The organism is Adhaeribacter radiodurans (assembly GCF_014075995.1).
Classification (GTDB): domain Bacteria; phylum Bacteroidota; class Bacteroidia; order Cytophagales; family Hymenobacteraceae; genus Adhaeribacter; species Adhaeribacter radiodurans.
The window spans coordinates 1422905-1441885 of record NZ_CP055153.1 but is presented as its reverse complement, the minus strand read 5'-3'; the positions used below and the strand labels follow the sequence as shown (position 1 = coordinate 1441885).

Genomic DNA, 18981 nt, shown 5'->3' with positions numbered 1-18981 from the left:
TTTAAAAATTAGTCTTTCTCGATCAACTCTACGCTGCGTTTTACGAAGGCAGTTAAGGCCGGACCGGTTAACATGTTTTGCGACAATAAAGCTAAGTCAAATGCTTGCTTCGCAATTTTTTCTTTGCTGTCGTCTTGCGCGCTTAAAATCCGGTTGTTGATAGGGTGGTTCGCGTTTACGCTTACGTTGTACGTATCCGGCATATTGCCCATAAACATCATACCACCTCCACCGGTTTTGCTCATATCTTTCATTCGACGCATAAACTCCGGTAAAGTAATTACCACCGGTTGGTCTTGCGGCGAAAGTGGCTCAATGGTAACGTGCATATTGGTATTATTGATCGCCTTTTCGTAAATTTCTTTCAGCTGGGTTTTCTCATCCTCGCTCAAAACCGATTCTTTGGTTTCATCTTTTTCGATGAGTTTATCAACTGTTTCAGCATCTACGCGCTTCAGGGTAACTTTCTCCAGCTTTTGCTCCAGCATACCAATAAAGTGGCTATCGATCATCGTATCCAACTTTAAAACATCGTAGCTACGGTCTTTAGCCGATTCCACAAAAGCATGTTGCTTATCTTCGTCGGTAGTATACAGAATTACCAGGTTATCGTTTTTGTCTTTCTGGTTGGCCTGAATAAAATCTTTGTACTCGTCAATGGTAAAGTATTTGCCCTCAATGTTCTGTAAAAGCGCAAAATCTTTGGCTTTTTCGTAAAACTTATCGTCGGACAGCATACCGTATTTCACGAAAATATTAATGTCGTTCCATTTGTCCTGGAAGTTCTCGCGCTCTTTCTTAAAGATTTCGGCTAGTTTATCAGCTACTTTTTTAGTAATATAAGTATTGATTTTCTTTACGTTCGAATCGGCTTGCAAGAAACTCCGGGATACGTTTAAAGGAATATCCGGCGAGTCAATAACCCCGTGCAGCAACATTAAAAATTCTGGTACTACATCTTTAACCTCATCGGTAATAAATACCTGGCGGCTGTACAGCTGTATTTTGTTTTTCTGAAATTCGAACTCGTTTTTCAGTTTCGGGAAGTACAAAATACCCGTTAAGTTAAAAGGATAATCTACGTTTAAGTGAATCCAAAACAGCGGATCTTCGGAGAACGGATACAGCTCTTTATAGAAATTCTTGTAATCCTCGTCGGTTAATTCGGAAGGCGATTTGGTCCAGATTGGGGTTGGGTTATTAATTATTTCTCCTTTAAACTCAACTGGTACCGGTAAAAACTTGCAATATTTATTCAGGATAGTCTGAATGCGGGCTTCTTCTAAAAACTCTTCCGAATCAGCCGCAATATTTAATATTACGTCAGTACCCCGTTCCGCACGTTCCGTATCGGAAATAGTAAATTCCGTAGAGCCGTCGCAAACCCAATGCGCAGCAGTAGTGTTTTCCTGATACGATTGCGAAATAATTTCTACGGTATCCGCTACCATAAACGAGGAGTAGAAACCTAAACCAAAATGACCAATAATCTGGTTAGCGTCGGGTTTGTCTTTGTATTTTTCTACGAACTCAGTAGCGCCCGAAAAAGCAATTTGGTTAATGTATTTTTTAATTTCTTCGGCAGTCATACCAATACCGTTATCGCTTACGGTAATAGTACGGGCTTCTTTATCAACGGCCACTTTCACTTTCAGGTCGCCCAACTCTCCTTTGTACTCGCCAATTGCCGATAAGCGCTTTAACTTTTGAGATGCGTCCACGGCGTTTGACACCAGCTCGCGCAAAAAAATCTCGTGGTCGGAGTACAAGAACTTTTTAATAATCGGAAAAATATTCTCGGTGTGAATCGAAATATTACCTTTTTCTGCCATAATGCTTTTTATAATTTATATTAAGTCTGTTTTCGTTTACGTTGTAGGATAAATGCCCGGTCTCAAAATTTATTCCAGCCGAAAAGTTTTCTTTAAAACGTGACAGCTTGGCAGTTTTACTTTTTCCTGAGATTACGTTCCAAGTCAAACAATACGGGTGGCTAAAACAGAAGTAGTACGCAAAAAATATAATAGTGGGTAAAATCAACACCAAATCTCCCGCTAAAAACCTAATTAACAATTTATTACCCAAAATAACATTTAACCTATGTGGATAATAGCTGTGGAAAAAATGTAGAGAAGTAATTACGGCAAAAATTTACTATCTGGTTTTAAATAGGGTAATTTGCTTCTGGGTATATCCAATATTTTCGATACTTTCTGCTGCAAACTAGCGAGCAAACAATACTGCCCGGGTTACCCAATTAGCTGAAGTGCGCTCTTAATTTAAATTTAATTGCTGAATACCATGAAGAAGAATCTCTTACTGCTTCTGTTCGGATTATTTTGTTTGGTGGCCCAGGCCCAAACTGTAGTAGTACCGGATAATATTTATTTTGCTGATCAGCATTTAATAATTAACGAAGATGCCCGAAAAGCTATTCAGAAGCAGGTAGATGGTTTGCTCAAATATCCTCAGTATTTTCAGGCGAAAGTAGATCGAGCCGACGCTTATTTCCCGATTATATCCCGCATTTTTGCCGAAGAAGGCTTACCCGATGATTTTAAATACCTGGTATTACAGGAAAGCGGTCTAGTTTCGGATGCTATTTCTACTTCAAATGCGGTAGGTTTCTGGCAATTTAAAAAAGAAGCCGCCGCGGATCATGGTTTACTTATAACGCCGGATGTAGACGAACGCAAGCACATTGTTAACTCCAGCCGGGGGGCGGCTAAATACTTAGTAAAAAGCAATTCTATTTACTATAAAAACTGGTTTAACACCTTACTTTCGTATTATTTAGGTTTTACCGGCGCCAAATCGCATGCTAAATCAGACCACACAGGTAGCAAGGAAATGGAAGTAACCGGTAAAACCAATTGGTATATTTTAACCTTTTTGGCCCATAAAGTTGCTTTCGAAAATTTTATTGGTAAAAACCCTTCTCCCCCGATTGTATTGCAGGAAGTACCCGTAACTGTTGGCCAAAGTTTAAGCGATGTTGCATTAGCTACACAAACCGATTATGCCGAAATTCAGAAGTATAATAAATGGCTGAGTGGCAGTGTTGTACCCGGTAATAAGCCCTATACGGTATTGGTACCCGTAACCAACGTTAATCAGCAACAAGTTGTACTGGCCGCCAACAAAGCTGGAATACCCGCAGCTAGTCCAATTAAATCCAGCTCTTTGCCTGGTCCGGCTATTCTTAAAAAGCATAACGGTTTAAAAGCAATTGTAGCCCGCCAGGGCGATTCGATTGATAATTTGGCTAAAGCGGGTAAAGTAAGCAGCAAACGTTTCCGGCAGTATAACGATTTAGGGAGCCACGATGCTGTAATTGCCGGCGAAACGTATTACTTAGAACGAAAAGGCAGCAAAGCCAGTACCGCTTACTATGCAGTTCAGGAGGGAGAACAAACCTGGAACGTAGCGCAAAAGTTTGGGGTAAAAGTAAAATCTTTGCTTTGGTATAACCGCTTGCGGAAAAATGAGCGTCTGCTAGCGGGTCGCGTTATGTGGTTGCAGCAACGGCGGCCAAGCCATGTACCCGTAGAATACCAGGAAGTTAAACCTTCGGCTCCTACTCCGCAACCACAAACCCCGGAAAAGCCCCTTATAATTGCTAAAAACGAGCCCAAAGTTGCTCCCCAAAAATCTTCGGCCCCAGTTAGTAAACCAGCTCCAAAAAATACAGTTGAAGATAAGTTAGCCAATATCTTCGGAGTAAAACCAGATCCGGAAAAAGTAGCAAAAGTAGATACCCAACCCGTAGAAGTAGACGAAAATCTGACCGAAGTAAATGAAGAAGCCGACGATACTGAACCAGTAGCTACTGCACCCGTGGTACCTAATGCAGGTTCAAAAGCCGAAACGGGAATTACCTCCAAAAATGATTCCATTCAGGAATCAGAAAATCAGGCATCCTCTTCGAGCGATGTTGCTCAAGTTTCAGATTCCGAAGACGATGTGATAGTAGATTCTACTTTAGCCAGTGAAGAATCTCAAGAGGAAGTTGCCCAAAATACGGAGCCTAAAAACCAGAATTTGTATCCTAACCGGAAAGGAACTTCAACCAATGATTCTGTTCTTCTTGATTCAGAATCTATAGCCACTGCTTCCGAAACTTCAGATACAGTTAATTCGAAAGAAAAAGTAAATATTACTCCGTCAGGAACTATTGCCAACACGGTTTCCGTAACTATAACCGAACACGTGGTTACGAAGGGTGAAACCTTGTATAGTATTTCGCGGCTTTACGATATTCCGGTAAATCAACTGCAAACCTGGAATAATTTAAGCACTTTAGGATTAGCTATTGGGCAAAATCTACGGCTTACTCCGCCTACCGATACTCCTGTTCAAAGTGTTTCGGTAGTTACGAAACCAATAGTAACAGTTGCTTCTATGCCACCGGTAACCGAACGGGCTACTACGGCAAATGCGGTAACTACGCAACACGTGGTATCAGCCGGCGAATCTATGTACCAGATTTCCCGGAAATACGGAGTTACCATTAAAGAAATTATGGATTGGAACAACAAATCGGATTTCAGCGTGGCGCCGGGTGAAAAACTTACTATTAAACCAAAATCCAGTAGCCGGAAGTAGTTGGTTTCAAGTTATAGGTTACAGGTTACAAGTTGCAAGTTATAGGTTGCAAGCTAAAAGGTTTAAAAGTTAGTTAATAATTATAAAGGAAAGCTCCATGCTTCAGATGAAGTGGGGTTGGGAGCAGTTTATTACCTTTTATCTAAAGCTACTAATTACCGCTGTTCGGGAGCCATGGTTAAGTTAGAGGCGGTTTGTACTCCGGTTGCCACCTGCGGTAAAATACCTAATTGTTGGTAAATTGGCCGTACTAACCGGCGCATTTTGGGCAATTGTATTGCAAACGGAATTACAATTAAACTACACAAACAACCACAGATCAAAAGCGTGTAGGGCACCCCAATACGATTGGCCAAGGTACCTGCCAGCAACGAACCAAATGGCGCCATTCCCAGAAATGCCATGGAATAAAAACTCATCACCCGGCCACGTTTATCATCTTCAACAATAGTCTGCAAAATAGTATTATTTGCCGCCATTTGCACAATCATGCCAAAACCGGTAATAGTAATAAATACAAGTGCAAACCCAATGTGGCGCGTAAAAGAGAAACAAATTAAGCCAAAAGAAAGCATTAAGGTAGCCGTAATAATTACTTTTCCTAAACCTAACACCGACGGACGCTTTGCCAGGTATAAAGCCCCGGTTAATGCCCCAATTCCGGAAGCTCCCATTAAATAACCGAGTGTGTTAGCGCCACCGTGCAAAATATCGCGGGCAAATACTGGCATTAAAACACTAAAAGGCATGCCAAACAAGCTAATTAAGCCAATTTGCAGCAGAATTGCCCGAATGGGTGGAAAACCTACTACGTATTTAAATCCTTCGCGCAACGATTCCCATACCCGTATGTCTTTTTTTGTAGAAGGTTTAAGCTGAACCCGAAGACTTAAAAGAGAAAAAAGTACGGCTATATAACTAAGCGCATTAAGTGCAAAGCACATCCCCTCCCCTACCGCCGCAATTACTAAACCTGCAATAGAAGGTCCGGCTAAACGGGCCACATTAAACAGCGACGAATTTAAAGCAATGGCATTACTAACATCTTCCCGCTTATCAATCAGGTTTATGACGAAGGACTGCCGGGTAGGAGTATCAAAAGCATTAACAATTCCTAAGAATATACTCAGAGCCAAAATCCAGTAGATAGTTACCGCATTAGTAAGCACCAACACGGCTAGAATTGTAGCTTGCAGCATAGCTAGAGATTGCGTTAAAATTAAAATGCGGTGTTTATTAAATCGATCAGAAAGTACACCGGCAAAAGGCCCTAACAGAAATGCTGGTACCTGACCGGCAAAACCCAAAATACCTAACAACAAAACAGAATTAGTAAGTCGATAAACCAGCCAGCTCATGGCTACCTGCTGCATCCAGGTACCAATTAAAGAAACACCTTGCCCCATAAAAAAGAGCCGGTAATTCCGGTACTGCAAGGCCCGAAACATTTCGGCTAATGTAACTTTGTTTTTCTTCTCTGCTGTTGCTTCCATTCGTTTACCCTGATCTGGTTTTTCGTTACCAAACTAACTTTACGAAAAAGTTAACAATAGGCTGAAATAATTTTAAATCAGTAAAAAATTAAATCCGGAACTAAGGTTGGGCTCTTTTAAGAAGGTTTATGCTTCCATTCGTCAGAAAGTGCCCACTGTAGGCACCAGAACTTTAAAAAACCATTTATTGCCAAAGGAAACAGGTGTCAGGCTTTCTTCACTAACTGATTCGCCGAAATATTTACTAAAACTAGGATGCGGATTTAGTAACATAACTGGTGCTTTGATTTTTAGCTTATCTAACTTTCCTGCTTACCCATAATCTTAAGCAAGGAGTAACCTAATGAGCTTAACTTTTGCTTTCGGAACTGCTACTTTTTGCTTAATTTTATTGTTGTGAACCGGAGATAATGGTAGTTCAACCGATGCTGATTTTTCCTTATCTTCCATTTCTAATTTGTAATTATTAATTTCTAATTCACTTCTCGTGCCTGAATTCTCGCATTTACACTGCCATACTCAATACTCTTTGCTCGATGGTGCTGCCAGCATTGGCGGCCTGATGAAGAAAGCCCAAGCCGATGGTATGAAGGCCGTTGCTATGACCGACCACGGTAATATGTTTGGGGCTTTTAACTTTGTGGCCGAAGCCAATAAATACAACGTAAAACCCATTGTGGGCTGCGAATTTTATTTGGTGCAGGACCGCCATCAGAAAGTTTTTACTAAAGAACAACGCGATAACCGCTACCATCAACTTTTATTGGCCAAAGACCAGGACGGCTACAAAAACCTGTCGAAGCTTTGCTCCATGAGCTACATTGAAGGTTTGTATAGTAAATGGCCACGCATTGATAAAGAGCTTCTGCAAAAATACTCGAAGGGCTTAATTGCCACCAGTTGCTGCATTGGGGCGGAAGTACCGCAAGCTATTTTATGGAAAAGCGAAGAAGAAGCCGAAGAAATATTGAAATGGTGGCTCGATTTATTCGGCGAAGATTATTACATCGAAATTCAGCGGCACGGCCTGCAAAATATTGATAACACCGGTAAGAGCCAGGAAGATGTAAACCAGGTATTACTCAAGTGGGCGAAGAAATACAACGTAAAAGTAATTTGCACCAACGACTCGCACTACATTGAGCAAAACGACTGGAATGCCCACGACATTCTGCTCTGCGTGAATACCGGCGAAGACGAAAGTATTCCGGTTGGTGATTTCAACACCAAATATTTCCGGTTGTTAACTTCTAAGGGCGAGGTTGCTTACGACCACCTGGATAACCTCCGCAAAAACTTAAACAACGACGAAGTAGCCCGCCGGATGCTGTACCGGATTGAAGAAGAAATGCAGAAGCCCCGGCCGCAAACCCGCTTTGGTTTCCCCAACGACGAATTCTACTTCAAAACGCAGGCGCAGATGAACCAACTGTTCCGCGACGTGCCGGAATCAGTAGACAATACAAACGAAATCGTTGATAAAATAACGCCGCCCAAACTGCAGCGCGATATACTATTACCCAACTTTCCGATACCGGCGGAACACGCCGGACCGGATGCTTTTTTGCGCCATTTGACCTTTGAAGGCGCTAAGAAACGGTACAAAGAAATTACCCCCGAAGTTGAAGAACGCCTGAACTATGAGCTGCAGATTATCGAAACCATGGGATTTGCGGGTTACTTTTTAATTGTGCAGGACTTTATTAATCAAGGCCGGGCCATGGGAGTAGTAGTTGGGCCGGGCCGGGGTTCCGCCGCCGGTTCGGCGGTAGCCTATTGCGTTGGTATTACCAACATCGACCCCATAAAGTATTCCCTGCTTTTCGAGCGTTTTTTAAATCCGGAACGGGTAAGTATGCCCGATATTGATATTGACTTCGACGACGAAAACCGCCAGCGCGTAATCGACTACGTGGTGGGGAAATACGGTAAAACCCAGGTAGCCCAGATTATCACTTTTGGTACCATGGCGGCCAAATCGAGCATTAAAGACGTGGCCCGCGCTACCGAATTGCCTTTATCTGAGGCTAATGAACTGGCCAAAATGGTGCCCGAAACGCCGGGTACTACCCTGGCTAAAGCATTTATAGAATCGCCGGAACTGGCTAACATTCGGGCGGGCAACGACCACCGGGGAAAAGTAGTGCAACTGGCAGAAAAATTGGAAGGTTCTGTCCGTAATACCGGTATTCACGCGGCAGGGGTAATTATTGCTCCCGATGATATTACCAATTACATTCCGGTTTCTACCTCTAAAGATTCAGACCTGCTCATAACGCAGTTCGACGGTAAGGTAATTGAAAGCGCGGGCATGCTGAAAATGGACTTTTTGGGTCTCAAAACCCTAACCATTATTCGCGATGCTTTAGAATTGATTAAGACCAATCACGGCGTAGATATTAATATCGATGAAATACCTCTGGAAGACGAAAAGACTTTTGCGCTCTACCAACGCGGTGACACCATTGGTACCTTCCAGTTTGAATCCGAAGGCATGCGGATGTACTTAAAAGATTTGCAGCCAACGAATATCGAGGATTTAATTGCCATGAACGCGCTTTACCGGCCCGGTCCAATGCAGTTCATTCCTAACTTTATTAACCGGAAACACGGCCGCGAACCGGTTGAATACCCGCACGAACTGCTGGAACCCATCCTGAATTACTCCTACGGCATTATGGTGTACCAGGAGCAAATTATGCAAACGGCCCAGATCTTAGCGGGCTACTCCCTGGGTGGTGCCGACTTGCTGCGCCGGGCAATGGGTAAAAAAGATATGGCCAAAATGGCCAAAGAGCGAGAGAAATTTATTAAAGGTGCCAAGGAACTCCATAAAATACCCGAGAAAAAAGCGTCGGAAGTATTCGACGTAATGGAGAAATTTGCCCAGTACGGCTTTAACCGGTCGCACTCGGCGGCTTACTCGGTAGTGGCTTACCAAACAGGTTATTTAAAAGCGCATTACCCCGCAGAGTACATGGCGGCCGTTCTCACGCACAACATGAACGATATTAAGAAAGTAACTTTCTTTATCGAAGAAGCGCGTCGCCAGCAAGTACCGGTGTTGGGTCCGGACGTGAACGAATCCATCTATAAATTTAACGTTAACAAAGATGGCGCTATTCGTTTTGGTTTAGGAGCGGTAAAAGGAACTGGCGAAGCAGCGGTAGAAGCTATTCTGGAAGAACGGGAGAAAAAAGGACCCTACTCCGATGTTTTTGACTTTGCCAAACGAGCCAATTTGCGGGCAGTAAACAAGAAAACTTTTGAAAGTTTAGCCCAAGCCGGAGCATTCGATTCGTTTGAGCGCTACCACCGGGCGCAATACATTGAAATACCCGACGGCGAAAACCTGAATTTACTCGAAAAATCTATCCGTTTTGGTAACCAATACCAGGCCGAGCAAAGTTCCTCCCAACAATCGTTGTTTGGCGGTGGTAGTGCCGTGCAAATTCCCTTGCCCAAAGTACCGGAAGTAGCACCTTGGAGCCAAACCGAAATGCTGCGCCGGGAAAAAGAAGTGGTAGGTTTTTACATTTCCGGTCACCCGCTCGACCAGTTTAAATTAGAAATTGACTCGTACTGCACTTGTCCTTTGGACCGAATTGCCGAATACAAAAACCGCGATATTTCAGTGGCCGGTATTGTAAGTAATATTGTCATCCGGACGGGAAAAAACGGAAATCCATTTGCGCTGTTTACCCTGGAAGATTATGATTCTACTTTAGGTCTGGCTTTGTTCGGGGAAGATTACGTAAAGTTCTCGCCTTATTTAAAAGACGGTATGTTCTTGTTTGTAAAAGGCAAAGTAACCTTGCGTTATAAATCAGAAGACCAGTGGGAATTGAAGCCTACCAACATGCAATTGCTCGGCGATGTGGCCGAAAAATTAGCCCAGGGTGTTCGGTTAGACATCGACCTTCGTACTCTGAATGCTCTGCAAATCGACCATATTGAACAAGCCGCACAGGAATCACCTGGCCAGAAAAAACTGGAACTGGTACTCTGCGAACCCAACGAACGCCTCACCGTGGAAATGTTCTCCCGCAAATACCGCATCGACCCGAAAACATTTATTTTGAAGGTAAAGGAAAAGGAATTGGGGGTTTGTAAGTTGTTGTAGATTTTAATGCTGTCATTAAGTGTCAGGTGATAACACCTGACACGGCAGAACCTACAACAAGAAGGTTTGCTTAGCTGCCCCTGCATGCCGCCAGTCTGAGTTTATACACCTGGATAAGATAGCAATATGAAGGAGTAAAAAACGAAAAAGGCCCATGTATTATGGGCCTTTTGTTGTAGTAATTTATCTGAGATTAATAATCAATATGAACAAAAATATTTCAACTACCAGACCGCCAATTTACGATTCGTGAATTAGTTTGCAGTTGTTGGGCCCGCTCTTCTTTTTCAATCTGGCGCAGAAGTAAAGCAAAATCTGTTTGGGTAACAAAATGTTTTTCTTCTTCCGGAAAAATTAAGTGAAGCGGCACTTTATAGCTTGGCTTAATCGTAAGCTGGTAAAAGTCAGATAAGGACTTATGAGCTTGTGTCTGGTCCGGAACAGTTAACTCAAAAGCAGCTGCATCTAGGGCGTTAGCTGTACCCGGGAGAAGCAAAGGCCTTACAACTGGATAAACCTCTATCTGGCGCGCCAACAATATTTTGCCGCTAGGTAACCTTTTATCGCGTGTCCACCAAACATTAAGTACACTTTCCATGGCAGCATGGGTATCTGCTTCAGTGGCTACAGCTTCTAAATTATTTAATGTTTTGGCTATTAATTGAGTTATGGCTTGCTCGTAGGGTAAATCGCTTTTAAGAGCTTCCATGCCCAAGGTAACCCCTAATAAGTTGGAGTATGCATCTTCGATAGAAAAGCTGGAATACCGTTCGGTAACAAAAGGGATATAAGAGGCGCCATACCAGGTGGCTATTTCGTGCCACACCGATAAGTCATAAGCAATCCGGCCAGCCAATAAAATGGCATCTGTGCTATCTAAATCGGCGGGTATATTCAGGTTTAACTCTTTTGTACCACCTTCATGTCCCAAGCGTTGGATTGTTACGCCATTTTTTTGACTTTCCCGAATTAAAGCATACAGGTAGGCTGTCCAATCGGCTTGATCACGTAAGTGGCCCATATCAACAAAACCGCCGTGTTTGGTATAAATGATGCCGTTACCTTCTTTACTGCTGCCTAAATATTGATGTGGACCTAAATTGCTGATACAACTAATTTGCGTAACCTTTTTTACCGGTATAACTGCCATTTTTAACTCAGAACCAAATGAGCAGCAGGTACGAATGATACGAGGAGGAGGAGTAGCTAAGCCTTTGGTATTTAAAGTAACTGGTTTCCCCAGCAAAGAAGTAAGATTCAGGCATAAAATGCCTGCCAATAAAATATTTAATAGTCTCATAAGAATTCAAAATTAACTATTAAATGTGAAATTGGAAAAGAAGGGTGCATCAGAAAACTAACTATTGGGTAGACCTTGTAAAACTTCTTGCCAATTAATACACATAGCAATTTTTTCTCCCGCGTTAGGTGTTATTGCTTTCACACAATGCGCTTGATTGAATTATAGCCAGGAAGCTTTATATTGAAAAAGTGTATACAGCTACTAAATAACTGGGTTTAAAAGTTTACCTTATGTAACTAGTATAAACATTCCGGTTTAAACATCAGATAACTATCTTGTTATTTCTTCCCTCACGGATTCCACGGTACATTCAGTAGTATCAAACTCCAGATAAACACTTACGCCCTGCCCAACATCTGAAGAAACATCTATTTTGCCCTGGAGAGCATTTACCCGCGACCTCAAACTATGCATACCCATCCCCTCTTCGGAAAGGTTATTCAGATTAATACCAACTCCGTAATCCTCTATTGTAATCGAAAGGACATTACCCTGGTAGCTTAACTGTACAATAGCTTCGGTAGCATGAGCGTGTTTGATGGTATTGTTTAACAGTTCCTGCACAATTCTGTAAACCGACAGCTCAAATTCTGCCGCAAACCTGCCAATGTCTCCCCACGAATCGTATTGCACCACCAGCAGTTTATCATTGCTTATGTTGTTACAAAAGCGGCACAAGGCTTTATCTAAACCATGTTGCATTAACACCTCCGGCATTAAGTTGTGCGCCGTTTTCCTCACCGACACCGAAGCTTCGTCCAAAAGATCTACTACCTGGTGGTAACCTTTATGCTGAATAATTTCCTGTGCCTGTAAAACCAGCGAATTCATGTGCATTTTAGCGGCCGCCAGCATACCGGCTACCTCATCGTGCAGGTCCCGGGCAATGCGGGTGCGTTCTTTTTCTTCGCCCTGCATCAAGGCCTGTAACACCTGTATTTCTTTTTCCTGCTGAACAGCTTTTAATTGTTTGTGGTAAATCTTTCCTTTGTAATTAAAATACAGATACAGTAACAGAACCACCAATAAAGCAATCAAAAAGGCGCCAATGCTATAAATTACATATTGCCTGCTCTTTTCTAGTTGCAATTGTTGTTGGGCCAATTCCTTATCTTTTTGCAGCGATTGGTACTTTACCTCTAATTCATTTATTATTTTTAATTGTTTTTCTCCCAAAATACTGTCCTGGTATTGTTGAGCTAAGGTCTGGTAATTATAAGCGGGTTTATAGTCTGCGGTGGCCGCATATAGCTTATGCAAAGAAGTATAAACAGTAGCAGAAATCTCCGTGGCTTTTATTTTTTCGGAAAGTTCTATGGCCTCTAGGTAAAAAGTTTTGGCTTTAGCAAAATTTCCATTTTCCAGATATAAATCTCCTATTCTTTTCTTTATATCAGCTACATCATAAGGAGTAGAAAGCTTTTGGGCATAATGTAAACCCTTCAGTCCAAACTGTATGGCTCTGGCATATTGTTTCTTTCGTTTATAATGATCCGCAAAATTTATATTGGCCAACTGAAGACCATAATCATCCTGAAGTAGTTCAGCAATTTTTAATGCCTGAATATTTATTTTAACAGATTCATCGTATTTCTTTAAATCGTTTAAGGCCGTACCCTTATTAATTAAGGCCCGGCATAAGGAAAGCGAATCATTAACCTGCGCCGCCGCATTTACCGCTTGTGTAAAATAATTATTGGCTTTCTCAAATTGCTTCATCTGCTGAAATATCCCTCCCGCATTGCCATACGCCATAGATAATCCGTCTAATTGCGACGATTGTTTAAAAAAATTAATGGCAAATTGGTGATATGCTAAGGCACTGTCCAGTTTACCTTGATACCGAAACAGGTTACCCATATTCGTATAACAAGCGCCAATCCCTCTTTTATAATTAATCTGTTGGTAAAGCTTCATGGCTTTCTGGTACCGCATTAAGGCAGATTGGTATTCACTGCGGTCTGAATAAACAATGCCACTGTAATGCTGCGCTTTTGCCTGACCCAAAACATAATTTATTTTTTTACTAATTTGATTGGCTTCGGCGTAAATATTTAAGGCCGCCTGGGGGTTGATGCTTTCCATTACATAACCCGAATCCAGCAATTGCTTAATTAAATTACTATCCGGCTTCTGAGTAAAATGAATGTCAGCGAACGTACATATTGGAAGCAAGAATAACAGAATAAGGAAAACACATTTTATGCAGCAATTTTGGGTGGGATACTTATCTAAGGAACCAATCGACTTCATATATTTTATTTCAGCTTCTAAATGGAAGATAAAACATTTTTTCGAAATCTTATTGGTTTATGGTATATACAACTATGCTAATAAATAGGCTATAGGTTTTTACTATTCTAGATTTCGAAGTAAATCTACTTTAATAAGGGAGAATAGATTTTCTACTAATTTTTAGTAAATAATAAATAATGTAAAAGAGATACTTACTTCTAAAATCTAAACAGACCATAAATTATAAACTTAATTCGTATTTCTTACTTTTCATGCACAGCCATTAAAGCATTCAGACTATGGGTAAATTTCATGACTCTATAAAACCGGCGCATCAGGAGTTTATTCAAAAGCAGCATATCTTTTTTGTGAGTACCGCGCCTTTAAGCCCGGAAGGTCACATTAATTTATCGCCCAAAGGGTTGGATTGTTTCCGGGTTTTGTCAGAAAACCAAGTAGCCTACATGGATTTAATCAGCAGTGGTAACGAAACCTCGGCGCATACCCTGGAAAATGGCCGGATTACTTTTATGTTTTGCTCTTTTGCGGGAGCTCCTATCATTTTAAGATTATACGGCAAAGGCTTTACGGTGCTGCCCAATTCTACGCAATGGGCAACGTACGCACCCAATTTTACTATTTACCCCAGTACCCGCCAGATTATAGTGGCCGATATTCACCTGGTACAAACATCCTGTGGTTTTGGCGTGCCCTTATACAATTACGAAGGCGAGCGCGCTATTCATTTTGATTGGGCCGAGAAAAAAGGAGCAAAAGGATTAGAAGCATACAAGCAAGAAAAGAATTTAGTAAGTTTAGACGGTTTGCCCACCCATTTAGCAATACAACCTTCACCAGAAGAACTTACTTAAAAGCAATTTACTATTTAAATTACTTTCGAAATATGTTGCTATTAGTAGTGTCATCCCAACCCAGACCGCATATCTCCCCGAATTACTTCTGGTAAAAACCTTAAAAGGTGTTATACTAGATAAACTTTGAAACGCTAAACAACTTTTAAATTAAAGAAGCTATACTTTATCTGGCAAAAAAGAACGAACTATATCACTACGTTTTTCTAGAACTACTTTCGGGTTATTAACCTTAGACGTAACAATTTTAAAGGATAGCTGTTGAGTAATTTATTGCAGAAAAAGCACAATTTAAACCTGCACCTGACAGATTGTATGGCAGCCAGGTTGTCAGGTGAAACAAAATTTGCTTTTATCGTGTTTTTACGATAGATTTACAAAACTTTACTTCTTTTTAAAACCTAATTTGATTGTTTAGAGTTAAAAGAAGTAAGCCGAAATGGCAGAAATTCTGCCTGGAACTATATTTGAAGCCTATATCACTATAATAATTATTTTAACTTAATGCTTAATTAAAAAGTTATGGCACACAAAGCAATTGAAATAACGGATGCAAACTTCGATGAAGTTATTAATTCTGATAAACCCGTACTGGTAGATTTTTGGGCTGAATGGTGCGGACCTTGCCGCATGGTTGGTCCGGTAGTAGAACAATTAGCCGGCGAATACGAAGGTAAAGTAGTAGTAGGTAAAGTAGACGTTGACGCTAATCCGCAAACATCGGCTAAGTTTGGCATTCGCAGCATTCCTACCCTGCTCGTATTTAAAAACGGCCAGGTTGTAGATAAACAAGTAGGTGCTGTACCAAAAGCTACCCTTGCTCAGAAATTAGACGCCCAAATAGCCTAAATTATATTATCTTAATTTTAAAGGCCCTTCTGCAAACCAGGCAGAAGGGCTTTTTCTTTTAATGCCATTTTGAAAGAATTATGCAGGTACTTATTTGCTTTATGATTTAAAAAAGTGAATAAAAAATTTTGCCCTGCGTATAATAACTACATCCAATTTACTAAAAGACCTTAAATCCAGAACAATTTATTACCTTAGCCTGTTAAGCTCTATTAATGAAAGTAACCGTTTGTAGAAAAGAACATTTTAATGCTGCTCATCGGCTGAACAACCCAGCCTGGAGCCCCGAAATGAATCAGCGGGTTTTTGGCAAATGTAATAACCCGAATTATCACGGCCATAATTACTCTTTAACGGTGAAGCTAACCGGCTCGGTTAACCCCGAAACGGGTTACGTGTACGATATGAAATTATTGAGTGATCTGATTCAGACGGAAGTCATTGCTAAATTTGATCACCACAATTTAAATCTGGATACCGAAGAATTCAAAAATCTGAATCCTACAGCCGAAAATATTGCTATCGTGATCTGGAACCGGCTACGGGAGAAAATTCCGGCGGCGTACGAACTATCCGTTACTTTATTTGAAACCGACCGTAATTTTGTTGAATACCATGGATAAACCTGATACTACTAATATACCTCTAGATTTGGAATCCGAAGACACCGACCCAATTCCTACTAATTCTTCTATTGGTACTCCGCTGCGTCCGGATGCTTTTGCTCTTTCGGATGCCGAAAAAATTGAGCGTATTACTTTTTACTTCCGGGAAATTATGCACACTTTGGGCTTGGATCTAACGGACGATAGCTTGCAGGGAACCCCGCACCGGGTAGCTAAAATGTACGTAAACGAAGTTTTCCGGGGCCTGAATCCGGAGAATAAACCGCACGCCAAGCTTTTCGAAAACCGGTACGCGTATAACCAAATGCTGGTGGAGCGCGATATAACCATTTATTCGTATTGCGAACACCACTTTGTGCCCATCATCGGCAAAGCGCACGTAGCCTATATTCCGGAGAAAAACGTAGTAGGCCTTTCTAAATTAAACCGGATTGTGCAATATTTCGCCAAGCGCCCGCAGGTGCAGGAACGCCTCACCATGCAAATAGCCGACGAATTAAAACAAGTATTACACACCCAAAACGTAGCGGTATTTATTGAAGCCGACCATTTATGCGTAATGAGTCGAGGAGTGAACGATGTAGGCAGCAGCACTATTACAACGGAGTTTTCGGGGTTATTTCAGGAAGATAAGTACCGGCAGGAGTTTCTACAGTACATTCGGAAATAATTTTAGATTATTTTTATAATAATTTACTTTTTATATATATAAATTTTAAATTACTTTGTAAATTAGTCTTTATTATAAATTCTCGCCCCTGTAGCTACTTGTTGCGTTGTTTCGTTTTAGTACCATAATTAAAGTATACGGATTCAGCCAAAACAAATTTCATGGCAGGTAAAATTTTAATAACCGGTGGTACGGGCCTGATTGGTACCCGTCTTTCGGAAATGCTCATTGATCTGGGTTACGAAGTAGCCCACTTAAGCCGGAGCAGCGCCAAAAAGTCGAAATACAAAACTTTTAGATGGGATATCGAAAAAGATTATATCGAAGAAGCTGCTCTTACCTATACCGATTATATTATTAACCTGGCAGGGGCAAGCGTGGCCGATGGCAAATGGACCGACAAACGCAAACAAGAAATTCGCGATAGCCGCATCAAAGGCACTAATCTGTTGATAAACCAATTACAAAAAGTTCCTCACCACGTAAAAGGCTTTATATCGTCTTCGGCAGTAGGTATTTACGGGAACAGTGGGGAACGTTTGGTAGCCGAAGAAAGTAGTTACGCCGAAAATGACTTTTTAGCCGAAGTTTGCCGGGACTGGGAAAAATCTGCTCAACAGGCTACTAATCTGTCAATTCGCACGGTTATTTACCGGATAGGTATTGTTTTAAGTAAAGAAGGCGGCGCCTTGCCTCAATTAGCCAAACCAATTAAATACCTGGTAGGCGCACCGCTGGGTTCGGGTCAGCAATATATTTCTTGGATTCACCTGGATGATTTATGCCGCTTGTTTATTGCTGCCATCGAAGATCATCAGTTTCATGGTGTATATAATGCTGTAGCGCCGCACCCCGTTACCAACGAAGAATTCACGCATAATTTAGCCGAAATCCTGCATAAGCCCCTTACCGGCCTGAAAGTACCGGCCTTTGGATTAAAATTAGTTTTAGGCGAAATGAGTATAGCGGTATTGGGTGGTTCGCGGGTGAGCGCCAATAAGGTACTGCAAACCGGTTTTACTTTTGAATATAATTATCTTAACGAAGCACTGGAAGCGTTTTACGTAAACGAGGTTTAAAATTAATTACATTTAGATGCATTATACTTTTACTTTTCTTTACAGCTAATACATTACTTCACATTTTAAATTTTAGAACCAGGTATAAAATAAGAAAATACCATTACTTATACCAACGTTCTTTTGGCATGTACACCCGCGAACAAACTTCCCAACTCCGCCAAGCTTTCTGGACCACTTTTGGCCAATACATGATGCCGGTACTTTCGGCCGAAGGATTAAAAGCCAATTGGGTTAACTATAATACCGGCTTTAAACACCTTTACTTCCGGATGCGGGCCGATAAAAAAACTGCTTCAATAGCCATTGAAATTACGCATCCCGATACTGAAATGCAGGAATTAATTTTTGAACAGTTCACCCTGCACAAGTCGATGCTGGAAGAAATAACCGGCGAAGATTGGCAATGGGATTTACATACTACCGACGAAAACAACAGAACTGTTAGCCGCATTTACCAGGAAATTTCGCCGGTTAGCGTATTTAACCGCGACGATTGGCCTGCTTTAATCTCGTTTTTTAAACCCCGGATTATTGCCTTAGATGCTTTTTGGAGCGATGCCCAATATGCGTTTGAAGAATTAAAATAAGTAACTATTCAAAATCTACCTACCTCGGTTGCCGAAGAATTAATACGTCTGCCATATTGGAGTTATGCCAATAGGTCCATGAATTTGCCGGGAAGCTTTTACTTCTCCGTTGCGGTTTTCATAAATATAATCACCTACTAAAAGTAATCCTACCACCACTACTGATATCCACGATTTACCTCCTTTTTGGTGCAGTTTTGCATAATACTTTTCCGCGGGCATATACATTTTGCGGTAAAGCATCCAAAGTATTCCAAAGAAGAAGGCAGAATAATTAAAAGAAGAAATATCAAATTCTTTTATATTCCTCCACTCCGTTAAGTAGTGCGCATCATCGTGCAAAAAAGCCGCAAGTTCTTCACTGGAAGTTTCCATACAAACAGAAGTTAACAGACTATAAATACCAGGGTTGCTTTTATTAATAAGTATAATAAATTTAGTAATTATTATTTCTACTTGCGGCATTTAATTATCTTGTACCCATTAAAATGCGGCTTCTTTTAACTGCTAAAATTTAAATTCTCTTAACTTTTAAG

Annotated in this window: 14 protein-coding genes; 8 read left to right on the top strand and 6 right to left on the bottom strand. The window is 41.2% G+C overall.

Annotated elements, in window-relative coordinates:
* Positions 1-8 precede the first annotated feature (8 nt).
* Entirely contained in the window at positions 9-1832 is a 1824-nt protein-coding gene (gene htpG / locus HUW48_RS06150; RefSeq protein WP_182414847.1) for a molecular chaperone HtpG, read from the bottom strand.
* A gap of 469 nt (positions 1833-2301) precedes the next feature.
* Here htpG and HUW48_RS06145 point away from each other — a divergent pair, with 469 nt between their 5' ends.
* Positions 2302-4605 carry a LysM peptidoglycan-binding domain-containing protein gene (locus HUW48_RS06145; RefSeq protein WP_182414846.1) on the top strand — a complete coding sequence of 768 codons (2304 nt, stop codon included), beginning with the start codon at positions 2302-2304 and terminating at the stop codon, positions 4603-4605.
* Positions 4606-4760: 155 nt separating this feature from the next.
* On the opposite strand, the gene HUW48_RS06140 is transcribed toward HUW48_RS06145, so the two are convergent.
* Both HUW48_RS06140 and HUW48_RS27210 read right to left on the bottom strand, forming a co-directional pair.
* Positions 4761-6098 (bottom strand): MFS transporter, encoded by a 1338-nt coding sequence (locus tag HUW48_RS06140; RefSeq protein ID WP_182414845.1) that lies wholly within the window; start codon positions 6096-6098, stop codon positions 4761-4763.
* A gap of 324 nt (positions 6099-6422) precedes the next feature.
* Positions 6423-6548, bottom strand: coding sequence for a hypothetical protein (locus tag HUW48_RS27210; protein ID WP_262891493.1), 126 nt, complete (start codon positions 6546-6548; stop codon positions 6423-6425).
* Between the two features lie 37 nt (positions 6549-6585).
* Here HUW48_RS27210 and dnaE point away from each other — a divergent pair, with 37 nt between their 5' ends.
* Positions 6586-10221 carry a DNA polymerase III subunit alpha gene (gene dnaE, locus HUW48_RS06135; RefSeq protein WP_182414844.1) on the top strand — a complete coding sequence of 1212 codons (3636 nt, stop codon included), beginning with the start codon at positions 6586-6588 and terminating at the stop codon, positions 10219-10221.
* 220 nt (positions 10222-10441) lie between these two features.
* Here the strand turns inward: dnaE and HUW48_RS06130 are convergent, their stop codons facing one another.
* A complete protein-coding gene (locus tag HUW48_RS06130) occupies positions 10442-11521 on the bottom strand; it encodes a DUF4056 domain-containing protein (RefSeq protein ID WP_182414843.1) in 1080 nt (359 codons plus the stop codon).
* Between the two features lie 273 nt (positions 11522-11794).
* A complete protein-coding gene (locus tag HUW48_RS06125; RefSeq protein WP_182414842.1) occupies positions 11795-13699 on the bottom strand; it encodes a tetratricopeptide repeat-containing sensor histidine kinase in 1905 nt (634 codons plus the stop codon).
* Positions 13700-14058: 359 nt separating this feature from the next.
* Between HUW48_RS06125 and HUW48_RS06120 the strand changes: the two genes are divergently transcribed.
* The 6 genes from HUW48_RS06120 to HUW48_RS06095 all read left to right on the top strand — a co-directional run bounded on the left by HUW48_RS06120 (position 14059) and on the right by HUW48_RS06095 (position 18445).
* Complete coding sequence (locus tag HUW48_RS06120; protein WP_182414841.1) at positions 14059-14631, top strand: pyridoxamine 5'-phosphate oxidase family protein; 573 nt, start codon at positions 14059-14061, stop codon at positions 14629-14631.
* Positions 14632-15153: 522 nt separating this feature from the next.
* Positions 15154-15480 (top strand): thioredoxin, encoded by a 327-nt coding sequence (gene trxA / locus HUW48_RS06115; RefSeq protein WP_182414840.1) that lies wholly within the window; start codon positions 15154-15156, stop codon positions 15478-15480.
* A gap of 215 nt (positions 15481-15695) precedes the next feature.
* Positions 15696-16103 (top strand): 6-pyruvoyl trahydropterin synthase family protein, encoded by a 408-nt coding sequence (locus HUW48_RS06110; RefSeq protein WP_182414839.1) that lies wholly within the window; start codon positions 15696-15698, stop codon positions 16101-16103.
* Positions 16096-16776, top strand: a complete 681-nt coding sequence (gene folE, locus HUW48_RS06105) for a GTP cyclohydrolase I FolE (RefSeq protein WP_182414838.1) — start codon at positions 16096-16098, stop codon at positions 16774-16776. The genes HUW48_RS06110 and folE overlap by 8 nt, the downstream gene beginning before the upstream one ends.
* Positions 16777-16937: 161 nt before the next feature.
* Positions 16938-17855, top strand: a complete 918-nt coding sequence (locus HUW48_RS06100) for a TIGR01777 family oxidoreductase (protein WP_182414837.1) — start codon at positions 16938-16940, stop codon at positions 17853-17855.
* A 128-nt stretch (positions 17856-17983) separates the two neighbouring features.
* Positions 17984-18445 (top strand): DUF4268 domain-containing protein, encoded by a 462-nt coding sequence (locus HUW48_RS06095; RefSeq protein WP_182414836.1) that lies wholly within the window; start codon positions 17984-17986, stop codon positions 18443-18445.
* Between the two features lie 39 nt (positions 18446-18484).
* On the opposite strand, the gene HUW48_RS06090 is transcribed toward HUW48_RS06095, so the two are convergent.
* On the bottom strand, positions 18485-18820 hold the full coding sequence (locus tag HUW48_RS06090; RefSeq protein WP_182414835.1) for a DUF2628 domain-containing protein: 336 nt from the start codon (positions 18818-18820) through the stop codon (positions 18485-18487).
* Positions 18821-18981 lie beyond the last annotated feature (161 nt).